The organism is Akkermansia massiliensis, from assembly GCF_023516715.1.
Classification (GTDB): domain Bacteria; phylum Verrucomicrobiota; class Verrucomicrobiia; order Verrucomicrobiales; family Akkermansiaceae; genus Akkermansia; species Akkermansia massiliensis.
This window is the reverse complement of the sequence record NZ_JAMGSI010000001.1, coordinates 72,674-92,739: the sequence shown is the minus strand read 5'-3', so window position 1 is coordinate 92,739 and position 20,066 is coordinate 72,674. Positions and strand designations below refer to the sequence as shown.

Here is a 20,066-nt window from a genome sequence, read left to right as displayed (position 1 = left end):
GCCCCGTGAAGGGCTTACCCGTTAATGATGTTGCGTGCCGCCGCGGCCAGCGCCTGGGGATCGGCATCCTGCGGGGCGGAACCGCGGGCCTGGTCCGGCCGACCGCCCCCCTTGCCTCCGGCAAGAGCGGAAACCTCGCGGATCATATCCCCGGCGGACAATCCGTCCGCAATGGCATCTTTGCCACAATAAGCGCCCAGGAGCAAGGAAGAACTGTCCACGCACAGCAGGAAGGCGGCGCCCGCATACTGGCGCTTTTTCAACCCGTTCAGCAATTCCTGGAGCAATTCCCCGGCACCCTCCGCCACCTGGATCAGGGAGGCGGGGTCATCGGAAAGCCATTCATTCAGCAGGGCGTCAGCCCTGGCGGCGGACTGCCCGGCGCGGGCCTTCTTAAGCTTCTTTTCCGCATCCAGGGCCGTCTGCTTGAAATGCTCCACGGAAGCGTCAAAACGCGCCAGGGAATCATTCACCGTCCGGATGTCGGAAGCGCCCAGGGCGGACAGCCCCGGCTTGTCTTCAATCGTGGGAACCGGAACCTGTTCCAGCCCCATGTCCGCCAGCTCATAATTGACTTCCTTGATCTTTTCCACCGCCCTGGCGATTTCCAGGCTCCTGGCAACGACGTGCTGACGGATCATCTCCAGGGCGGCGTCTCCCGTCATGGCCTCAATGCGGCGCACGCCGGAGGCGATGGCCCCCTCGCTCTTGATCTTGAACAGGCCTATATCCTTTGTATTGGCAATGTGCGTGCCGCCGCAGAACTCCATGGAAACGCCGTCCAGTTCATTCCGGCAGCCGCCCACCTGGACCACGCGCACCACGTCCCCGTACTTGTCGCCGAAAAACTGGGCAATCGCGGAATTTCCCTTCACGTCCGCATAGGCGCGTTCCGTGCAGTGCACCGGCAGGGCCTCCTCAATCCAGCCGTTTACCTTCTCCTCAATCCGGCGGAGCTGGTCCGGCGTGACGGCGCCGCTGTTAAAGTCAAAGCGCAGGCGGTCTTCCGATACAAAGGAACCCTGCTGGGCCGCATCCGGGCTGACCACCTGGTGCAAGGCGCAGTGAAGAAGGTGGGTGGCGGTATGGTGCGCCTCCACACGGCGGCGGCGTTCCGCATCAATGCTCAGATGCACGCGGTCCCCCGGCTTCACGTCCAGCCCTTCGCGGGCTTCCACCACATGGGCGCGGGCATTCCCGATCTGCTGGACGGCCATCACATGGTAGCTGTCCCCCCCTATTTCAATCAACCCGGCATCGGAAACCTGGCCCCCCATCTCCGCGTAAAACGGGGTCTTGTCCGTAATAATGAACAGGGAATCCCCCTGGCGGCTTACTTCCAGCACCGTGGCGGCGCATTCGTCCACATCGTACCCCGTGAACTCCGTCACGGCGTCCGTCTTCAAATCCAGGGCACGCACCACCTCGCTCTTGCGGGCGGCGCGGGCGCGTTCCCGCTGCTCGTCCATCAGCCTGTTGAACCCGTCCATGTCAATTTCCAGCCCGCGTTCCTCCGCAAGCAGGGCCGTCAGGTCAATCGGAAAACCGTACGTATCATACAGCTTGAAGGCAAACTCCCCGCTCACCTTTCCGGCGGAAGCCGTTTCCGCGTCAAACAATTCCAGGCCGCGATCCAGCGTTTCATTAAAGCTGGCCTCTTCACGGTTCAGCACCTCCTTCACGGTGGAGGCGCGGGCGGCCAGCTCGGGGAACACCTGTCCGAAAGACTCCACGAGCGTATCCACCAGCTCCGCCAGGAACGGCTGGGTGAAGCCCAGGCGGCGGCCATAGCGCACGGCACGGCGCAGAATGCGGCGCAGCACATAATTACGGCCGTTGTTGCCCGGCAGAATACCGTCCGCAATGGAAAAACTGAGCGTGCGCAGATGGTCCGCAATCACGCGGAAGGCAATCGCCTCCTGAAGAGAATCATCCTGCGCGCCTACCTTCTTGGACCCGGGCGCCGGATACACGTCCGCATACTTCCGTCCGCTCAGCACCTCCAGGCGGTCAAACAGGGGGCGGAACACGTCCGTGGCGTAATTGGACGGCTTGCGGGAAAAATCCTTGAACCCGTCCGTGCACTGCATGATGGAGCACGCGCGTTCAAAGCCCATGCCCGTATCCACGTGGCACGCCGGAAGATTGCGCATGGAGCCGTCGCTCTCCGCATTATACTGGATGAACACCAGGTTCCAGATTTCTATGCACTGGTCGGAATCCTTGTTCACCAGGCTGCCCTTCGTATCCCCCTCCGGGGTCAGGTCCACGTGCAGCTCGGAACAGGGGCCGCAGGGGCCGGTTTCACCCATCATCCAGAAATTATCCTTCACGTTCCCGTGCACGATCTGCACGTCCGGGTCCAGCCCGCGGGAACGGAACAGCTCCGCCCAGTAATCCCAGGCCTCCTGGTCAAACTCTCCGGGATCGCCCTTGCTCTTGTCCGGCGCGTATACGGTGGCGTACAGCCGTTCCGCCGGGAACCCCCACCGTTCCACCACCAGCTCCCAGGCCCACCGGATGGCTTCCTTCTTGAAATAATCCCCGAAGGACCAGTTCCCCAGCATTTCAAAAAACGTATGGTGGTAGGAATCATAACCCACATCCTCCAGGTCGTTGTGCTTGCCGCCGGCGCGGATGCACTTCTGGGTGTCCGTGGCGCGGGCGGGCGTCCACGGCGGAGTCCATACCCCCAGGAAATACGGAACAAACTGGTTCATGCCGGCATTAGTGAACAACAATCCCGGGCTCTGGGGCATCAAAGAAGCAGAGGGCACGACCGTGTGCTGTTTCTCGCGGAAAAAGTCCAGGAAGCTTTGGCGTATCTCGGTGGCGGTCATCATATCAATAATAGGAAAAGTAAAAGTCGCCGGATTATGCCTGTTCTGACCCCGTTAGTAAACCGCTAATTCCTTCTCCGTCATGACGGCTGTATTTTACTTGTAAAAAATTATACAGATGTATAAATAGAGACATGAAAAAGCTGGTGATCCTCCTGATTCTTCTTTGCGCGGCAGGAGCGGCAGCCTGGTTCATTTACCGGGAGGCTCCGTCCGGGCCTGAGGATAAAGCCGTCCTTTACGGCAACGTGGACCTGCGCCAGGTGGACCTGGCCTTCCTGATCTCCGAGCGGATTGACTCCGTGCTGGTGGACGAGGGGGACACCGTGGTCCCCGGGCAGAAACTCGCCACGCTGGAAACGGTGCGCCTGCAGCAGGCCGTGGATGAAGCGCGGCAGACAACGGAGGCCGCGCGGCAGAACTACCTCCGCGTTAAAAACGGCCCGCGCGCGGAGGAGATAGCCCAGGCACGGTCAAACGTGCAGGCGGCGGAAGCCACGCTGAACAACGCCGCAGTGCGCAGCAAGAGGCTGGTGGCGCTGGCCGACACCAAATCCATCTCCCGCCAGGAGGCGGACGACGCCGTAGCCTCCCAGCAAGTGGCGGCGGCCAATCTGGACGTAGCCAGAAAACAGCTGGAACTGCTGCTGGCGGGCTCCCGCGTGGAAGACATTGCCCAGTCCCTGGCCCAGTACAACCAGGCGAAGGCCAATCTGGTCATCAGGGAACAGAACCTGAAGGATGCCGTGCTTTACGCGCCGGGCAACGCCGTGGTGCGCAACCGGATTCTGGAAAAGGGGGACATGGCCTCCCCGCAGAAACCTGTTTATAACCTCTCCCTGAACCACACCAAATGGGTGCGGGCCTATCTGACCGAATCCCAGCTGGGAAAGGTGAAGCCCGGCTTCTCCGCCACCGTGCACAACGACAGCTTCCCGGATACGGACTTCAAGGGAACGGTAGGCTTCATCTCCTCCGTGGCGGAATTCACGCCCAAGAATGTGGAAACGCCGGACCTCCGGACTGCCCTGGTCTATGAAGTGCGCATCATCGTGGACGACCCGGACAACCGGCTGCGGCTGGGCGCTCCCGCCACAGTCACCATCCCCCTGGACCAGAATGCCGGAACGCAGCCTCCGGAACAGCCCAGGCCATGACTACGGACTCCCAGCCCCTGATTGACTGCCGGAACGTCCGCAAAATGTTTCCGGACCCGGCGGGCGTTCCCTTTCCCGCGGTGGACGGCGTCTCCTTCCGCCTCTCCGCCGGCGAAATCGTGGGACTGCTGGGGCCGGACGGTGCGGGAAAAACCACGCTCATCCGCCTCATCACGGGGCTGATGAAACCGCATGAAGGCTCCATTTCCGTACTGAACTTGGACTCCGTTAAAAAGGCGCGGGCCATTCAGGCCTCCATCGGGTACATGCCTCAGAAATTCGGCCTTTACGAGGACCTTACCGTAAAGGAAAACATGGAGCTTTACGCCCGCATGCACGGCGTCTCCGGCCAGGACCGGGAAAAACGCTTCCGCAGCCTGCTCTCCATGACCAGCCTGGAACGCTTCACCACGCGCCTGGCGGGCAAGCTCTCCGGCGGCATGAAGCAGAAACTGGGGCTGTGCTGTTCCCTGGTCTCCTCCCCTCCCCTGATTCTGCTGGATGAACCCACCGTGGGGGTGGACCCGCTCTCCCGCCGGGAACTGTGGAACATCCTGGGGCAGTTCTCCCATGAGGAAGGCGTGGGCGTGCTGGTCAGCACCTCCTACATGGATGAATCCGCCTACTGCAACCGCACCCTCATCATGTACAAGGGGGGCCTGCTGATGGATGCCCCGCCCGCGGACGTCATCGCCCGCGCGGAAGGCATGTGCATCACCGTGCGCACGCCGGAAGGCATCCATGCGCGCCAGTTCCAGAGCAGGCTGGCCGCCCTGCCCGGAATTATCAACGCCACTCCCCAGGGAGGCACCGTGCGCATCATCCTGCCGCAGGACCACCCCACACGGCGGAAACTGGAGGAATACCACCCGCAGCCGGGACAGCCGGACTTTTCAGACGGCTTCATGACCCTGCTGGCCGGACAGGCGGACCTCACCCCGCAGGACATCCCCGTTCCCGCGGAAACTCCCCCTCCCGGCCAGGGAACAAGCGGGGAAACCATCATCCGGGTAACGGACCTGGTACGCAAATTCGGCAACTTTACCGCCGTCAACCACGTCAGCTTCTCCGTCAGCCGGGGGCAGGTCTTCGGCCTGCTGGGGCCGAACGGGGCCGGAAAAAGCACTACGTTCCGCATGCTTTGCGGCCTTCTTCCGGCAACCGGAGGCACCCTTAACGTGGCCGGAGCGGACCTGAGAACCGCCGCCGCAAGGGCGCGCAGAAAAGTGGGGTACGTGGCCCAGAAATTCTCCATGTACGGCATGCTCACCACGCGGCAGAACCTGGAATTCTTTGCCGGGGCCTACGGCATGGCCGGAAAGGAACGGCGGGACGCCATCCGTTCCATGGAAGAGGAATTCCACCTCACCCCGTACATGAACGCCCCCGCCGCGCACCTGCCCGGCGGCTACAAGCAGCGCCTGAGCATGGCGTGCGGACTGCTCCATTCCCCGGACATCCTCTTCCTGGACGAACCCACCTCCGGCGCGGACCCCCTGGCCCGGCGCGACTTCTGGCTGCGCATCAACTCCCTGGCGGAAAAAGGCGTCACCATCATCATCACCACCCACTTTCTGGGAGAAGCGGAATTCTGCGACAACATGCTCATCATGATGGACGGAACCACACTGGCGGAAGGCTCTCCGGATGAAATACGCCAATATGCCCCGCCCCGCGAAGACGGCGCCCCGGCCTCCCTGGAAGACGCCTTCCTGACCATCACGGAAGAACACATGCGGAAGGGAGGGGAAGAATCATGAAGGCCTCCCTCAAACGCATCGGCGCCCTCATCGTCAAGGAACTCCACCAGGTGGTGAGGGACCCCGGCAACATCGGCATCGCCGTCATTCTCCCCGCCGTGCTCCTGCTCCTCTTCGGCTACGGCATGAGCATGGACATCAAAAACGTGCGCATCGCGTACCTGGCCGTTCCGGCCTCCAGCGAATCCACCAACCTGGAAACGCGCCTCACCCTCTCCAGGTACTTCCAGACCACCCGCGTCTTCTCCTCCCGCGAGGCGGAGGAAAAGCTGCGCACCCATCAGGCGGACGCCTTCATTGCCCTGCAAAGCAACGCGCCGGACACGCTCAACGGCGGCGTTACGAAAGTCCAGATCGTGGTCAACGGAGTCAACGCCAACCAGGCTACCCTCATACGCAACTACCTCCAGGCCGTCGTCGGTTCCTGGGCGGCCTCCCTGAGCGGCGGGGCCGCCCCCGTGCTGGACGTGCAGACGCGCACCCGCTTCAATGAAGCCAACGACAGCCACTACTACCTGGTTCCCGGCGTCATCGTCACCATCATGACCATGATCGGGGCGCTCCTCACCTCCCTGGTCATGGCGCGGGAATATGAACGGGGCACGCTGGAAAGCCTCTTTGTCACCCCCGTGGGCAGCGGGGAAATCCTCACCGCCAAGGCGGCCACCAACTTCCTGCTGGGCATGGTCAGCCTGGCCATCTCCATGATCTTCGCCGCCTTCGTCTTTGACATCCCCATCCGCGGCTCCCTCACCCTGCTGCTGGCGGTCTCCGCCCTGTTCCTGATCGTGGCCCTGGGGCTGGGACTCGTCATCTCCACCGCCACGAAAAACCAGTTCCTGGCCTGCCAGTTCGCCATCATGGGCACCTTCATGCCGGCCCTCATGCTCTCCGGCTTCCTGTACGACATCCTGAACATGCCGCCCGCCGTGCGCGCCCTTACCTACATGATCCCGGCGCGCTACTACGTCACCCTGCTCCAGACCCTCTTCCTGGCAGGGGACATCCCCTCCGTCATCATCCCGTGCTGCATCACGCTGGGCGTCTTTGCCGTCGTCCTCATGGGCATCGCCCGGCTGAAAGCCCCCAAATCCCTCGAATAACGCCATGGACTTCTTCGTCAGAATAGCCTCCCTCGTCAAAAAGGAACTGCTGGCCGTGCTCAGGGACAAAAAAAGCCGCATGGCCCTGATCATCCCGCCCGTCATCCAGATATGCATCTTCGGATACGCGGCCACCATGAACGTCACGCGCGTGCCTTATGTCGTGCTGGACAAGGACGGCGGGGAAACGGCCGCCCAGTACATCGCGGACCTGGAGGGAACCGGCATCTTCCGGCGGCAGGCCGCGGCAGCCACGGAAAAGGACATCGACCGCATGATCGACAACCGGGAAATCGTCGTAGGGCTCACCATTCCTCCGGACTTCTCCCGCAACCTCCAGACGGGCCGCCCCGCCTCCCTCCAGCTCATTGCGGACGGGCGCAACGCAAACACGGCAGCCATCGCCCTGGGCTACGCCCAGCAAATCGCCTCCGGCTTCGGCGCGGACCTGACCGCCAGAAACGGCGGCGCCTCCCCGGTGGAAATAGAAGCCCGCTCCTGGTTCAACCCCAACCTCATCACGCGCTGGTTCATCGTGCCCGGCCTCATTGCCGTCCTGGCCCTGATCAACTCCATCCTCTCCGGGGCGCTCTCCATCGCCCGGGAACGGGAGGAAGGCACCTTCGACCAGCTCCTGGTGGCCCCGTACAACCCGGGGGAAATCCTGCTGGGCAAAGGCATCGCCACGGTCATCACCGGCTCCATGCAGGCCGTCTTTGTGGTGCTGGTGGCCATGTTCTGGTTCCGCATCCCCTTCCAGGGCTCCATCTGGCTGCTTGCCGCGGCCATTCTGCTCTTCATCATCACCGCGGCGGCCATCGGGCTGTGCATCTCCTCCTTCGCCCAATCCCTCCAGCAGGCCATTGTGGGAACCTTCCTGCTGCTGGTTCCCATGGTCATGCTCTCCGGCTTCGCCACCCCCATCTCCAGCATGCCGGACATCTTCCAGGACCTTACCCTGCTCAACCCCATGAGGTATGGGCTGGAACTCATCCAGCGCATCTTCCTGGAAGGGGCCGGATTCCTGGACCTCTGGCCCCTCTTTGCGGCCATCATGACTGTTACGGTGGTGGCCGTTCTGGCAGCCATCTTCTCCTTCCACCATAAAATCTCCTGACGGAAAACTCTGCTCTCCCGAGCCCGGAACATTCTGGCGCCCTTTTGCCATTAGTCTTTGGTCTTTAATATTTTCATCACGCCAATCCCGTCACCCGTATAAAAATACTTGCATCCGGCCCGTTTTTTCTATTCTATCTCTCTCGTTCCTTGGGAACATGGGCTCGTCGTTCAATGGATAGGACATCGGTTTCCGGTACCGACGATGTAGGTTCGATTCCTACCGGGCCTACCAGACTTTTCATACCGCAAGTTGCTGTTTATCAGTGCTTGCGGTTTTTGTTTGATTGAAATCGCAAGACATCGGAACGGCGTTTGATTACCCCTCCGCACCGTCTGGCGGCAACGTTCCGCCTGTGCAGGACATTCCCTGCCCCCCTTAAAGGGCGGTGCCCTTTTTCGGCATAAAAAGGCGGGACATGTCCACTCCCTCAAGCTTCAGAAGCCTGATTTTCGCGGCAATTCCGCCGGCATAGCCCGTCAGGCTCCCGCCTGCGCCCACCACCCGGTGGCACGGGATAATGATGGAAATGGGGTTATGCCCCACCGCTCCTCCTACTGCCTGAGCAGACATGCTCCTTCTATTCCCGCGCGCGGCCATCTTCCGGGCAATCTCTCCGTAAGTGGTAACCTCTCCGTAGGGAATGTCGCAGAGAATCTTCCATACGGCCTGGCGGAACTCTCCCCCCACGGGGGCCAGCGGCAATTCGGCTACCGGAGGCCTGCCGCCCGCAAAATACCTGTCCAGCCAGTCTCTTGCCGCGGCAAATACCGGCAGGCCGTCCCTTTCCTCCATGTCCCCGCTGACGGTATCTCCAAAATACTTCTGGCCCTCCAGCCACAAGCCCGCGAGATGTTCCCCATCGCTCGCCAGTGTGAGCGGACCAAGGGGTGACGAATAGTGTGTTGAGTAATACATCATCTTTCTATTATTTCAGTGTTGTTTCAGTGAATTCCATAAATTGACGGCAGCATAGCCGCGCCACGGCCTCCAGCCTTCCGCCAGAGCAAGAATTTCCTTTTGCGTGCGCGGGGAGAGCGCCTCTCTAATGCCGGGATCGGTTGAAGGAAAGGCATCCGTCCATCCAAAGGCCCGCATGGCGATATACTGCGCCGTGCATATTCCGATGCCGGGGAGCCCCGCCAGCTTTTTCATTTCAGCCTCAGGATCGGCCCGGAAACTGAAATCAATGCTCCCTTCTTCAAACGCGCGCGCCAGCTCGACAACCGCCCTGCCCCTGGATGCGGTCATTCCGGGAATGTCCCATCCGGCGCTTCCCGGGCCGCTCAGGGAAAGAATCTTCCCCGGCGCAGGAAACGCATGGGTCAGCCCCTCCATCCCCGTCCGCACGGGCTCGCCATGGCTCCGCGCCAGCCTCCCCGCCAGAGCATTCGCGGCTTTCATGGAAATTTGCCGTCCCAGCGCTGTCCGCACCGCCAGCTCGTAAGGGTCAAAACAGCCGGGCAGACGGGTTCCCGGAACATACAGTCCCGGAGACAGGCCGTTCATGGAAGCCAGCGTTTCATCCACCGCGGCCGGGTCACAGTACAAGTCAAACAAATGGCGTACCCTTGCAAGAACCTGGGACAAGGCGGGAAGCAGAGACCTCGCGATCACCACGATCAGCGCATTTTTCACGGGGCAATGGCCCACCCGTATCCAGCCATAGACATCTTTCCCCCTTCTGGTTGCAAGACGCACGGTGCGGCCATACTCCCCGCCGCGTACGGCCTCCACGCCGGGAATGGCCCGCAGCGCGAGGAACTCAAGCAGCCTCTCCCACCGGTAGGGAGGGCGGTAAGGCAGCGTCAGCGTTATTCCGGAACCCTCCTCCTCTTTTCCCCCCTTCCCCAGCTTCCGCAATGCCGCCGGGGAAAGCCTGTATTCCTTTTTGAACAATTCATTGAAGCGCCGCAAACTGCCGAACCCCGCGCTCATGGCAACGTCAAGAACAGAAAGCCTCGTGCTTGTCAGGAGATTCTTCGCCAGCAGCAGCCGGAGAGTCTGCAAATACTGGATGGGGGAAACATTGAACTCCGCGGCAAAAGCCCGGCGCAAATGTCGCCCGGTGCAGCCAAGGTGGGCGGCAAGCTCTTCCAGGCTTTCCATGTCTCCGCAATTCTCCTCCAGGAAACCGGCCGCACGGCGCGCCAGGGAAGCGGCGGCGTCCACCGGAGCGGTTCCGGGCGCCAGCTCCGGGCGGCATTGCAGGCAAGGCCGGAATCCGGCCCGTTCCGCTTCAGCCGCTGTGGCGTAATAGGTGCAATTCCCGGCCCTGGGCAGCTTTGCGCGGCATATGGGGCGGCAGTAAATGCCCGTAGACGCCACCCCCACGAAGAAATGGCCGTCAAAACGGGCATCCTTGGATTTAAACGCGGCATACCAGGCCTTTTCATTTCCTTTCATGGTTTTGCAAACTCCACGGTTGAGGCTCATGATAGCAAACCGCGGACATGATTCCCGCCATTTTCGGACATGCATCCAAAAAAATTATTTTGACATTGGGGAATAATTATATAACCAATTACGTAATCAGTTACATTTTTAACAATACAACAGGAGACGGGAATATGGATTTCTTCAACCGGACAGGAAAAATGGCCATTGGAAGCAGACTGCGGATGCTGACGGATAAAATAACGAATGACGCCGCCCTGATCTTCCGCATGTACGGCGTGGACATCCGCCCCAAATGGTTTCCCGTGTTCTTTGTCCTGTCAGAGGGGGAAGCCAAGACCATCACCTCCATTGCCAGGGAAATAGGGCATTCACACCCGTCCGTCAGCAACATTGTCAAGGAAATGGGCGCCAGGGGGCTGGTGAAAGAAAAGAAGGACAAAACGGACGGACGGAGAAACCTCGTCATGCTGTCCGCCAAGGGAAAGAAAATGTCCGATATCATGGCGGAACAATATCCCGACGTGGAAGCCGCCGTGGAACAAATTTCCCGCCAAACCCGGAACGACCTGTGGCGCGCCATTGAAGAATGGGAAGGGCTGCTGGCGGAAAAAACGCTGCTGGAACGGGTGAAGGAAGCAAAAAAGGAACGGGAAGGCAGGGATGTCTCCATCATTCCCTACGATCCCCGCTACCGGGCCGCTTTCAAGGCGCTCAATGAAGAATGGATTACGGCGCACTGGCAGATGGAAGAACCGGACCATCACGCGCTGGACCACCCGCAGGAGCACATTCTGGACAAGGGCGGCCACATCTTTGTGGCGCTTTACAGGGAAGAGCCTGTCGGCGTATGCGCCCTGTGCAGGAAGAACGATCCCGTTCATCAGTACGAACTGGCCAAACTTGCCGTCAGCCCCAGCGCGCAGGGCAAAGGCATCGGCATGCTGTTGTGCCGGACCGTCATCGCCAAGGCGAAAGAACTGGGCTGCAAAAAAATCTTTCTGGAAAGCAATACCCTGCTCCGCCCGGCCATCCAGCTATACAGGAAGGCGGGATTCAGGGAAGTGGAGATTTACCGCCCGTCCTATGAAAGGGTGGATATCCAGATGGAACTGGCGCTCCAGTAACACGCCGCCATCCCGGCCCATTCCGAAGGAAGGGCCACTATCCTTTCCTCCGGCCAAGAAATTCATGCCCCTCATATCGCCGTCAAATGGTCATCACTCGTTTTCCGGTGAAGCAGCCTGGTATCTGGTGAACAAACTTCATCAAAAGACACGAAGATGATACCCCCGGTTTGAGAGCTGCACATCAGGGCGCCAAAACAATCAAGGCCATAATCGTCCCTGACTGCGGGACAATCGATGATTTTCAGAATCACGTTATGATCCTCGCCCCCGTCCGTGGTGATATGGTCGCCTATTTCAATCTCCTCTCCGGAAAAATACCTCTTCATCGCCGTTTCCTGATGTTCGGTTTTTATCATGAAGTCACCATTTCTCCAACTGGTTCCGTGCCCGGCAGTTTTTTCTTAGGAAAAAAATCCGGAGCATGCCGTTCCTTCATGCCATGAACATAACACCTTCGCCTCAAATACCCCGTGATCAAGAAAAAAATGTGGGCAGCCAGAGCCTCTGATCTTTTTTAAAAAATCTCCCTTGTTCCGGACGATGGCGAAAGTCGCACTGCCATCAAGAGAAAAGGCAAAGGCGTCCGCGTCCTTCGCCTTTTCCATGCCCCAACGCCAACAAGTCCGTTTCCTCCGTGCAGAGGGGAAACTGCCTGCTGTTTTTCCCTCCAGCCCGTTCCCTTCATTTTTCCGCTTCCTTATCAAGTGCAGCCACTCCCTCTTTTATCGGGTTCCCGGCAAAAAAACGAATCTCCGGACTAGGAAGAAGAGAAGTTCCTTTCAGCACGGCGCGACCGGAGAAAGAGATACTTTCCCTATTAGTCTGACGGCGCTCCATTTTCCTCTGGAAATTCCGGTGCTCAACCACCTTCCTCCAAACCGTTTCATTCAAAATCGCCGCCTTTTCCAAAAACCTCCCTTTCTTTCATTTTCAAGCCTTTCTTTACCCTGTCCAACTGGACTTGGCAGGCAAATCGCGTTATGATGCGGCCGCTCCTTTCCTCATGATTTCCGCTTTAACCGGGATCATGAAGCGCACCCATGAAACAGAGAAAAATCATCCATGTGGACATGGATGCCTTTTACGCATCCATCGAACAGCGCGACCATCCCGAGTACCGCGGCAAGCCCATCGCCGTAGGAAGACCGGAGATGCGCGGCGTGGTGGCGGCGGCCAGCTATGAGGCGCGCCGCTTCGGCGTGCGTTCCGCCATGCCTTCCATGAAGGCGATGAAGCTTTGCCCCAAGCTGATTTTCACCCGCAACCGCATGGACGTGTACAAATCCGTTTCAGCGCAGATACGCTCCATCTTCCACCGTTACACGGACCTGGTGGAACCCCTTTCCCTGGATGAAGCTTTTCTGGACGTTACGGAAAACAAGCCGGGCATTCCGCTGGCCGTCGACATTGCACGGCGCATCAAGAGGGAAATCAGGCAGGAACTTCATCTGACGGCTTCCGCTGGCGTTTCCTACAATAAATTCCTGGCAAAGATCGCTTCCGACTACCGCAAGCCGGACGGCCTGTTCACCATTCATCCCTCCCGCGCGGAGGAATTCATCGCGCGGCTCCCCATTGAGGCCTTCTGGGGCGTCGGCCACGCCACCGCCGAACGCATGCGCGCCCTCTCCATCACCAACGGGGCGCAGCTCCGGGAACGCAGCCTGGATTTCCTGCTCCGCCATTTCGGCAAGATAGGGGGGATCTTCTACAACTTCGCCCGCGGCATGGACGACCGCCCCGTGGAACCTTCCCGCATCCGCAAATCCGTGGGCTGTGAAGAAACCTACCGGGCAGACGTCACCAGGGCGGAGGCCCTGGAACAACACCTTCCCCTGCTGGTGGAAGAGCTCACGGGGCGCCTGGCGCGCTCCGGCTTCCGGGGCAACACGCTTACCCTGAAGGTTAAATTCCCGGACTTCGTCCAGAAGTCCCGCTGCATGACCGTTCCGGATTCCCTGACGGAGAAGGAGGACATCCTGCCCCTGGCCCGGACTTTGATGGAAGACCTGGATTCCGGGGACCGCACGTTCCGCCTTCTGGGGCTGTCCGTCTCCCACCCCCAGGAAGAACAGCGGCAAGGAATCTGGGAGCAGCTTTGGCTGGATTTAGAGTACTAATCCTCCCACAGACTCCCATATTTTTAGTATTCTCCCCTTAAAATCAACCTTATCCACAAGATATTGGTGTATGAATGAGCGAAATCCGCTCCAACCTGGTCATAGGTACGTATGAATCAGGAAGAACGTAGACACTGGGCATCATGGATAGGAACGATTGCGGAAGGGGTGGCAGGCGTCATGGCTGTGGACGGCGGAATTCCCGCCTCCCAGGGCGTGCCTGATCCCGGCCCATCCCGAACGCGCCGTCCCCTCACGGAAACGGAAAAGCGCATCATCGAGCACCAGGGAACGGAACCGCCCTTTTCCGGGCAGTTCGTCAGCTTCTTTGAACAAGGCACCTATGGCTGCCGCAAGTGCGGGGAAGCCCTGTTCCGGTCGGAAGACAAATTCGACGCCGGATGCGGCTGGCCCTGCTTTGACGATTCCCTGCCGGACGCCGTCAGAAGCATCAACGCAGGCCAGGGGCGGCGCACGGAGATCACATGCGCCCGGTGCGGAGCACATCTGGGGCACATCTTCACCGGAGAACGCCTGACGCCGAAAAACACGCGCTACTGCGTCAATTCCCTTTCCCTGGAATTCCAGGCTGCGCCGCAGCCGGCCATGGCGAACAGCCCCCATTGACGCGCACGGCACGGAAAAAAGGACCGGACGGAAAAGCCGGGAACCGGATAAAAGCTCCGGGAAAATTCTATTTTCCGGAAGAAACGCGCCTCTGAAACATTCATTCCCGCGCCTGCGTAATGTGGTATCATGAGAATGACCACCCTGCGCATCATCCCGGTCCTGCTGGCCCTTTTCCTGGCGCACGCCATGGGCGGGGAGCCCAGAATCGCCATTTTGGGGGACAGCATCCCCTATTCCGGACAATGGCCTGCCCTGGTGGAAGCGGCCCTGCGGCAGACTCCGGCCTACCGGCACGCGGAAATCGTCAGCATGGCGCTCCCCAGTGAAACGGTCTCCGGCCTGTCGGAACCGGGCCACGCCGGGGGCGCCTTCCCCCGCCCGTGCCTTCATGACCGCCTGGATTCCATTCTCTCCAAATACGCGCCCACCCTCGTCATTGCCTGCTATGGGATGAACGACGGCATGATGCAGCCCTTTTCCGAATCAGGCTTCCAGGCCTATCAACAAGGCATGGAACGGCTGAAAAAAAGAGTGGAAGACGCCGGGGCCCAATTCATCGCCATCACGCCGCCTCCCTATATGGCGGATACCCCGGAAAAGGATGCGGCCCGTTACAACCAGGTGCTGGACACTTATGCCGCATGGCTCGCCAGCCGTAAAAAGGACGGCTGGAAGGTTGTGGACATGCGCCCGGAGCTGGGCCGCCAAATCCGGGAAGCGAAGAAAAGGAATGCCCGCTTCATTTACGCCGGGGACGGCGTCCATCCCGGGCAGGAGGGCCACTTCATGATTGCCAGGGCCATTTGGCCTCCCCTCGCCTCCATCCTCCGCGTGCCCGTCCGCGTCCGTTTTCCGGAAGGGGACGAGTTCAGGAAAGCCCTGGAGCGCCACAACCTGTACAAGCTGGCGTGGCTGACGGAAACGGGCCACCGCCGCCCCGGCATCCCGAAGGGGGTTCCGGTCTCCGTTCTTCCCTGCATCCGGGAGGGAGTGGCCGTCTCGGACTGGCACGGCTTCCCGTCCCTTCACTTCAAGGTAGCGGGCAGGAACGCCACCCTCGTTCTCCCCAAAACCCCGGCGGAAAACAGGCCGTGGATCTGGCGGCAGGAATTCTTCGGGAACGAGCCGCAGGCGGACATAGCCCTGCTCAAGGAAGGGTTTCATGTGGCTTACGTGGACGTGCAGAACATGTACGGCGCGCCCGCAGCCATGGACATCATGGACCGGTTTTATGAAACATTGGTCCGGGACTACCGCCTTTCCCCAAAAACGGTGCTGGAAGGGTTCAGCCGCGGAGGCCTCTTTTCCTTCAACTGGGCGGCCCTGCATCCCGGCCGGGTGGCCGCCATTTATGCGGACGCCCCCGTTTGCGACGTGGCGAGCTGGCCCGGCGGCAGGGGGAAGGGAACAGGCTCCCCGGAAGACTGGCTCCGCCTGCTGGACGTTTACGGCGCTACGGAACAGGAAGCCCTGAGCGGAAAGCTGAGCCCCGTCAACAGGCTGGCGCCGCTCGCCAACGCGCGCATTCCGGTACTCGCCGTGGTGGGGGACGCGGACAACGTGGTGCCCCTGGAGGAGAACATGGCCGTAGTGGAACGGAAATACCGCGCCATGGGCGGCAGCATCCGGGTGATCCATAAACCGGGAGCAGGCCACCATCCCCACAGCCTGCCGGACCCGGCTCCCATTGTGGAATTTATCCTGAAATCCGTTCGCGGGACCGGCTCCGCCGCGGCGGAACAGGGAACGCCCGTATCCGGAAAGCCCTTGTCCCCCAGCAGGAAAGCCCCTTCCGCATTCCCCGTTCGCCCCGCACTGGGGAACGGGGGGGATTAGCTTGACTTTCCTGTAATGTCGCCTATTCTGACTCAAGCATTATTTGCAACCACTCACACTTATTATGACCGACCGCAGAATTGTTATCACCGGCATCGGAGTGATCAGCCCCTTGGGCAATGATCTTGCATCCACCTGGGAAGCCATGAAGGCTGGCCGCAGCGGCATTGACACCATCAAGTCCATGGATGTCACCGACTACTCCACGAAAATCGCCGGTGAAGTCAAGGATTTCGATCCCACCCCGTATTTCAAGACGCCCAAGGACGCCCGCCGCGTGGACCGCTTCACGCACTTTGCCATGGGCGCCGCCGGAATGGCTCTCAAGGACTCCGGAATGGATCTGGAAGCGGAGGACAAAACCCGCATAGGCGTCATGGTGGGCAGCGGCATCGGCGGTCTCGGCACGCTGGAAAGCCAGCACGCCACGCTTCTTTCCAAGGGGCCGGCCCGCGTGTCCCCCTTCATGATCCCGTACATGATCAGCAACATCGCCTCCGGCCTCATCTCCATGGAATACGGATTCGGCGGCCCGAACATGTCCATCGTCACGGCCTGCGCCACCTCCAACCACAACATCGGGGAAGCCTGGCGCATCATGAAATTCGGCGATGCGGACGTCATGGTCTGCGGCGGCGCGGAAGCCACCATCCTGCCTACGGGCGTCTCCGGATTCAGCAACATGAAAGCCCTCAGCTCCCGCAATGACGAACCCCAGCGCGCCTCCCGCCCGTATGATGTGGACCGCGACGGCTTCGTCATGGGCGAAGGCTCCGGCGTCGTCATTCTGGAAACGCTGGAACATGCCCAGAAACGCGGCGCCAAGATTTACGGGGAACTCGTCGGCTACGGCATCTCCGCAGACGCCCACCACCTCACCGCTCCGGACCCGGAAGGCCGCGGCGCCGCACGCTGCATGCAGATGGCCCTGGAACACGCAGGCATGAAGCCGGAGGACATTGACTACATCAACACGCACGGCACCTCCACCCCGCTGGGGGACATCTGCGAAATCAAGGCCATCAAGGCCGTCTTTGGCGACCACGCCAAAAACGGGCTGCTCATCAGCTCCACCAAATCCATGACCGGCCACCTTCTGGGCGCCGCCGGCGGCGTGGAACTGGCAGCCTGCCTCATGGCCATGCAGGAAAACATCATCCCGCCCACCATCAACGTGGACAACCAGGACCCGGAATGCGACCTGGATTGCGTGCCCAACAAGGCCCGCGAGGCCAAAGTGGACGCCGTCCTGAGCAACTCCTTCGGTTTCGGGGGGCATAACTCCTCCGTCATCGTGAAGAGATTCGCCTGACCCTTTCAGGAAACCCCTTCCCGGCGGAAGCGCTGATGTTTGTGTCCACCGCAGCCATCGCGCTTCCGCCTTCTTCATTTCACAGCCATGCCTTCCAAAACGCACCAGGACATTCTGCTCATGCGGTGGGCCCTGTTCTCCGTAGCGGGGATCATCCTGATCGTGGTGCTGTATTCCCTGGGCGTCACCCCCGCCTGGGCGCAAGCCCTGAAGGGAGCCATGGCCTCCGCTCCGTTTCTGCTGGCTGCAGATGCTCCGGCCCTCTCCCCCGGCATGGGCTTCCTGCTGTGCATTGCGCTGACGCTGGCCCTGGTTTACGACCTGATCCTGATCCGCGGAACACTCCGTAAAACGGCCGTTCTGGCCGCCTTCCTTCTTCTGCTGGCCTGCTTTACCCCGGTGCTGGGGCTGTGGGGCATCTTCTTCAACGCCGTTCCGTGCCTGCTCTCCGCGGGGAGCGCGGGTGCGCTCGCCATCCTGTGGCCCCAGCCGTCGCCCGGCCCGCATCATTCCGAACATCCCCCCACTCATGAATAATCTGGACTATCCCCTTCCCGTGCTTGAACTGGTAACCGCCCTCAAACAGCTTCCGGGCATCGGCACCCGCGGAGCGGAACGCATGGCCTTGTGGATGCTCCAGGGGCACATGGGAGAAGCGGAGGCGATTGCCCGCACCATCGGCCAGGCGGCGGAACACGTCACGCCGTGCCCCGTCTGCGGCTTTTTCAGCACCGCCGGAGAACCCTGCGCCGCCTGCCGGGATGAAGAACGGGACAGCCGCCTCATCTGCGTGGTGGAACAGGCCACGGACGTCATTCCCATTGAGCGCAGCAGCGCCTACCGCGGGCTGTACCATTGCCTGGGCGGCAAGCTCTCCCCGCTGGACGACGTGGAGCCGGAAGACCTCAATATCCAGTCCCTGGTGGAACGCGTCACCCGGCTGCCGGGCTGTGAAGTCATTCTGGCAACGGGCTCCGACGTGGAGGGGGAAGCCACGGCCACCTACCTCCACCACCTGCTCAAAGAACTGGACTGCAAAATTTCCCGCCCCGCCCAGGGCCTGCCCGCCGGCGCCGGCCTCAGCCATGCGGACACGCTGACGCTGATGAAAGCGCTGGAAGGCAGGACGGCCCTTTGAAAACGCTCTAAAAACAAACCCGGACTCCCTTTGAAAACAATCAGTCACGCATGTAGCAACATCGCTGACAACCAATTCATTAATATACAGCAGATTAAATCTCACGGGCGTATTGTCTGGATTGACATTTGCCGGGTACTCACCATGCTGTGTATTATAGCATCCCATGCCAATGTATGGAACTATTTCAGCGATAATATAATAGGCGCTTGGTCCGTCTTCGTTTTCTTTTTCATTTCAGCCTTGTTTATTAAGCAGGACAGTAAAAAGGCGCTCAATTACAGCCGTTTTCTCAAACTGTTCATTCCTTATCTTCTCTGGTGCCTGATTGGAGCGTTGATCTACTTCAAATTCAATCTTCATGCCATCTATGCCAACATGGTTGCCGTTTTCGGCTGTAATATCTTCAACACCTTCCCCGCCTACGGAATACTGTGGTTCTTGAGGGAACTGCTGCTGTTAAGCCTTGTCAGCCCTCTGTTAAGTAAATTGAATGATGCGGCACTGTTGTTATTTACCGTCATTTTCCAAATTCTGGGGGCTGCCCCCGAATTAATTTACCATGCGGGTTTAGATGACATCCCCTTTTTATTTAAAGCACAGGGAGCGTACGGCATGTCCTGGTTCCTGCTTGGTATTTTTTGCGCGCGCAGGAAGCGCATTCATCCGTCTTCACGCATGGATTTGCGAGCACCTTGCCCTTGTTTCATCCTTGACGCTGGTAATGCTGCTGTGCGCCGCAGTTGGCAAATACGCCATGCAGGATGCCGGAGGCAGCCAGCATGTCGCCCTCATATTGATATCCGTCCAAAACATCTTCATGGTCATTTTCCCCATGGTATGCGCCATAGCCTGCACCCGGCTATCCCCGGAAACGGCTACTAAACTATCCAGCCTGGCGCCTTCCGTCTTTTTCGTCTATGTCTTCCACCCCATAGGCATTATGCTATTCTATCACAGCATACCCGCCAGCATTGAAAACAGCACGCTGCACTCCATCCTGAAATTCTTTGAACCAGTTCTTGTCTTTGCTGTTTCAGTCTTTGTATTCAACATCCTCAGACGCTTTAAAACGGTGGGAAAATGGATATGCCTTTCCACATGAAAATGCCATAACGGCTAAAAACAGAATAAAAATCCGGAGGGAGGGGCCACGGAGCCCGCATGGCAGAATCCATCCCGCAAATAAAATGGATCTGCACAAACGTACCCCTGCCGTGTGCCAAAAAGTCCACGTTCCCAAATATGAGGAGGGGAATGAAAACAGCTTGAAATATGCCGTTGGAACCTCAATCCCCCGTCATTCCGCCAGGCCGTCCACGCGGGCGCGGTCAAAATCCGCCGGGCAAATCGTCACGTTCACCCGGTCGCCCGGCTTGAGCACATCTCTTAACGGAGCGTTCTTTTTCTCCACAAAAGCCACAGTAGTCTTGCCGTTCGGCAGGGTGGCGCGGAAAGCCGTATCCGCGATGCGCTCCGCAATAACGGCCACTGCCTGCACCGTCTGGTAGGGATAAAGTTTCATC

The 20,066-nt window shown here is 59.8% G+C and carries 17 protein-coding genes and 1 tRNA gene; 13 read left to right on the top strand and 5 right to left on the bottom strand.

Annotated elements, in window-relative coordinates; genetic code table 11:
- Positions 1-14: 14 nt before the first annotated feature.
- Positions 15-2,843, bottom strand: coding sequence for an alanine--tRNA ligase (alaS, locus tag M8N44_RS00395; RefSeq protein WP_102729165.1), 2,829 nt, complete (start codon positions 2,841-2,843; stop codon positions 15-17).
- Positions 2,844-2,974: 131 nt separating this feature from the next.
- Between alaS and M8N44_RS00390 the strand changes: the two genes are divergently transcribed.
- The 5 genes from M8N44_RS00390 (at position 2,975) to M8N44_RS00370 (ending at position 8,211) form a co-directional block, all read left to right on the top strand.
- A complete protein-coding gene (locus M8N44_RS00390; RefSeq protein ID WP_102729164.1) occupies positions 2,975-3,997 on the top strand; it encodes an HlyD family secretion protein in 1,023 nt (340 codons plus the stop codon).
- Positions 3,994-5,757, top strand: a complete 1,764-nt coding sequence (locus M8N44_RS00385) for an ATP-binding cassette domain-containing protein (RefSeq protein WP_102729163.1) — start codon at positions 3,994-3,996, stop codon at positions 5,755-5,757. The genes M8N44_RS00390 and M8N44_RS00385 overlap by 4 nt, the downstream gene beginning before the upstream one ends.
- Positions 5,754-6,860 (top strand): ABC transporter permease, encoded by a 1,107-nt coding sequence (locus tag M8N44_RS00380; protein WP_102729162.1) that lies wholly within the window; start codon positions 5,754-5,756, stop codon positions 6,858-6,860. Before M8N44_RS00385 ends, M8N44_RS00380 begins: the two co-directional genes overlap by 4 nt.
- A 4-nt stretch (positions 6,861-6,864) precedes the next feature.
- The gene (locus M8N44_RS00375) at positions 6,865-7,977 is read left to right on the top strand and encodes an ABC transporter permease (RefSeq protein WP_102729161.1); all 1,113 of its coding nucleotides are present in this window, start codon (positions 6,865-6,867) and stop codon (positions 7,975-7,977) included.
- 159 nt (positions 7,978-8,136) lie between these two features.
- Positions 8,137-8,211 (top strand) — tRNA-Arg (locus M8N44_RS00370).
- Positions 8,212-8,355: 144 nt separating this feature from the next.
- On the opposite strand, the gene M8N44_RS00365 is transcribed toward M8N44_RS00370, so the two are convergent.
- Positions 8,356-8,895 (bottom strand): methylated-DNA--[protein]-cysteine S-methyltransferase, encoded by a 540-nt coding sequence (locus M8N44_RS00365; protein ID WP_102729187.1) that lies wholly within the window; start codon positions 8,893-8,895, stop codon positions 8,356-8,358.
- A gap of 15 nt (positions 8,896-8,910) precedes the next feature.
- Positions 8,911-10,383 carry a DNA-3-methyladenine glycosylase 2 family protein gene (locus M8N44_RS00360; RefSeq protein ID WP_102729160.1) on the bottom strand — a complete coding sequence of 491 codons (1,473 nt, stop codon included), beginning with the start codon at positions 10,381-10,383 and terminating at the stop codon, positions 8,911-8,913.
- A gap of 164 nt (positions 10,384-10,547) precedes the next feature.
- On the opposite strand from M8N44_RS00360, the gene M8N44_RS00355 reads away from it, so the two are divergent.
- Positions 10,548-11,501: a bifunctional helix-turn-helix transcriptional regulator/GNAT family N-acetyltransferase gene (locus M8N44_RS00355; protein ID WP_102729186.1), complete on the top strand. Its 954-nt coding sequence runs from the start codon at positions 10,548-10,550 to the stop codon at positions 11,499-11,501.
- 71 nt (positions 11,502-11,572) lie between these two features.
- On the opposite strand, the gene M8N44_RS00350 is transcribed toward M8N44_RS00355, so the two are convergent.
- Positions 11,573-11,860, bottom strand: a complete 288-nt coding sequence (locus M8N44_RS00350; protein WP_102729159.1) for a hypothetical protein — start codon at positions 11,858-11,860, stop codon at positions 11,573-11,575.
- Between the two features lie 684 nt (positions 11,861-12,544).
- On the opposite strand from M8N44_RS00350, the gene dinB reads away from it, so the two are divergent.
- The 7 genes from dinB (at position 12,545) to M8N44_RS00315 (ending at position 19,425) form a co-directional block, all read left to right on the top strand.
- Positions 12,545-13,624 (top strand): DNA polymerase IV, encoded by a 1,080-nt coding sequence (gene dinB, locus M8N44_RS00345; RefSeq protein ID WP_102721005.1) that lies wholly within the window; start codon positions 12,545-12,547, stop codon positions 13,622-13,624.
- A gap of 111 nt (positions 13,625-13,735) precedes the next feature.
- A complete protein-coding gene (locus M8N44_RS00340; RefSeq protein ID WP_022396287.1) occupies positions 13,736-14,251 on the top strand; it encodes a peptide-methionine (R)-S-oxide reductase in 516 nt (171 codons plus the stop codon).
- A 135-nt stretch (positions 14,252-14,386) separates the two neighbouring features.
- Positions 14,387-16,090, top strand: coding sequence for a DUF459 domain-containing protein (locus M8N44_RS00335; protein ID WP_249852972.1), 1,704 nt, complete (start codon positions 14,387-14,389; stop codon positions 16,088-16,090).
- Between the two features lie 64 nt (positions 16,091-16,154).
- Complete coding sequence (gene fabF / locus M8N44_RS00330; RefSeq protein ID WP_102721008.1) at positions 16,155-17,402, top strand: beta-ketoacyl-ACP synthase II; 1,248 nt, start codon at positions 16,155-16,157, stop codon at positions 17,400-17,402.
- 87 nt (positions 17,403-17,489) lie between these two features.
- Complete coding sequence (locus tag M8N44_RS00325; protein WP_102721009.1) at positions 17,490-17,939, top strand: hypothetical protein; 450 nt, start codon at positions 17,490-17,492, stop codon at positions 17,937-17,939.
- Complete coding sequence (gene recR / locus M8N44_RS00320; protein WP_102721010.1) at positions 17,932-18,540, top strand: recombination mediator RecR; 609 nt, start codon at positions 17,932-17,934, stop codon at positions 18,538-18,540. The genes M8N44_RS00325 and recR overlap by 8 nt, the downstream gene beginning before the upstream one ends.
- A gap of 30 nt (positions 18,541-18,570) precedes the next feature.
- Positions 18,571-19,425, top strand: coding sequence for an acyltransferase family protein (locus tag M8N44_RS00315; protein ID WP_102749524.1), 855 nt, complete (start codon positions 18,571-18,573; stop codon positions 19,423-19,425).
- Between the two features lie 415 nt (positions 19,426-19,840).
- On the opposite strand, the gene M8N44_RS00310 is transcribed toward M8N44_RS00315, so the two are convergent.
- On the bottom strand, positions 19,841-20,065 hold the full coding sequence (locus M8N44_RS00310; RefSeq protein ID WP_022396293.1) for a S1 domain-containing protein: 225 nt from the start codon (positions 20,063-20,065) through the stop codon (positions 19,841-19,843).
- Position 20,066 lies beyond the last annotated feature (1 nt).

Excerpts from the sequence above, each read along its gene's own strand:
- M8N44_RS00385 (WP_102729163.1), top strand. The coding sequence starts at position 3,994 with ATGACTACGGACTCCCAGCCCCTGATTGACTGCCGGAACGTCCGCAAA.
- M8N44_RS00360 (WP_102729160.1), bottom strand. The coding sequence starts at position 10,383 with ATGAAAGGAAATGAAAAGGCCTGGTATGCCGCGTTTAAATCCAAGGAT.
- M8N44_RS00350 (WP_102729159.1), bottom strand. The coding sequence starts at position 11,860 with ATGATAAAAACCGAACATCAGGAAACGGCGATGAAGAGGTATTTTTCC.
- M8N44_RS00335 (WP_249852972.1), top strand. The coding sequence starts at position 14,387 with ATGACCACCCTGCGCATCATCCCGGTCCTGCTGGCCCTTTTCCTGGCG.
- M8N44_RS00310 (WP_022396293.1), bottom strand. The coding sequence starts at position 20,065 with ATGAAACTTTATCCCTACCAGACGGTGCAGGCAGTGGCCGTTATTGCG.
- M8N44_RS00390 (WP_102729164.1), top strand. The coding sequence starts at position 2,975 with ATGAAAAAGCTGGTGATCCTCCTGATTCTTCTTTGCGCGGCAGGAGCG.
- M8N44_RS00340 (WP_022396287.1), top strand. The coding sequence starts at position 13,736 with ATGAATCAGGAAGAACGTAGACACTGGGCATCATGGATAGGAACGATT.
- dinB (WP_102721005.1), top strand. The coding sequence starts at position 12,545 with ATGAAACAGAGAAAAATCATCCATGTGGACATGGATGCCTTTTACGCA.
- M8N44_RS00380 (WP_102729162.1), top strand. The coding sequence starts at position 5,754 with ATGAAGGCCTCCCTCAAACGCATCGGCGCCCTCATCGTCAAGGAACTC.
- fabF (WP_102721008.1), top strand. The coding sequence starts at position 16,155 with ATGACCGACCGCAGAATTGTTATCACCGGCATCGGAGTGATCAGCCCC.
- M8N44_RS00365 (WP_102729187.1), bottom strand. The coding sequence starts at position 8,895 with ATGTATTACTCAACACACTATTCGTCACCCCTTGGTCCGCTCACACTG.
- recR (WP_102721010.1), top strand. The coding sequence starts at position 17,932 with ATGAATAATCTGGACTATCCCCTTCCCGTGCTTGAACTGGTAACCGCC.
- M8N44_RS00355 (WP_102729186.1), top strand. The coding sequence starts at position 10,548 with ATGGATTTCTTCAACCGGACAGGAAAAATGGCCATTGGAAGCAGACTG.
- alaS (WP_102729165.1), bottom strand. The coding sequence starts at position 2,843 with ATGATGACCGCCACCGAGATACGCCAAAGCTTCCTGGACTTTTTCCGC.
- M8N44_RS00325 (WP_102721009.1), top strand. The coding sequence starts at position 17,490 with ATGCCTTCCAAAACGCACCAGGACATTCTGCTCATGCGGTGGGCCCTG.
- M8N44_RS00375 (WP_102729161.1), top strand. The coding sequence starts at position 6,865 with ATGGACTTCTTCGTCAGAATAGCCTCCCTCGTCAAAAAGGAACTGCTG.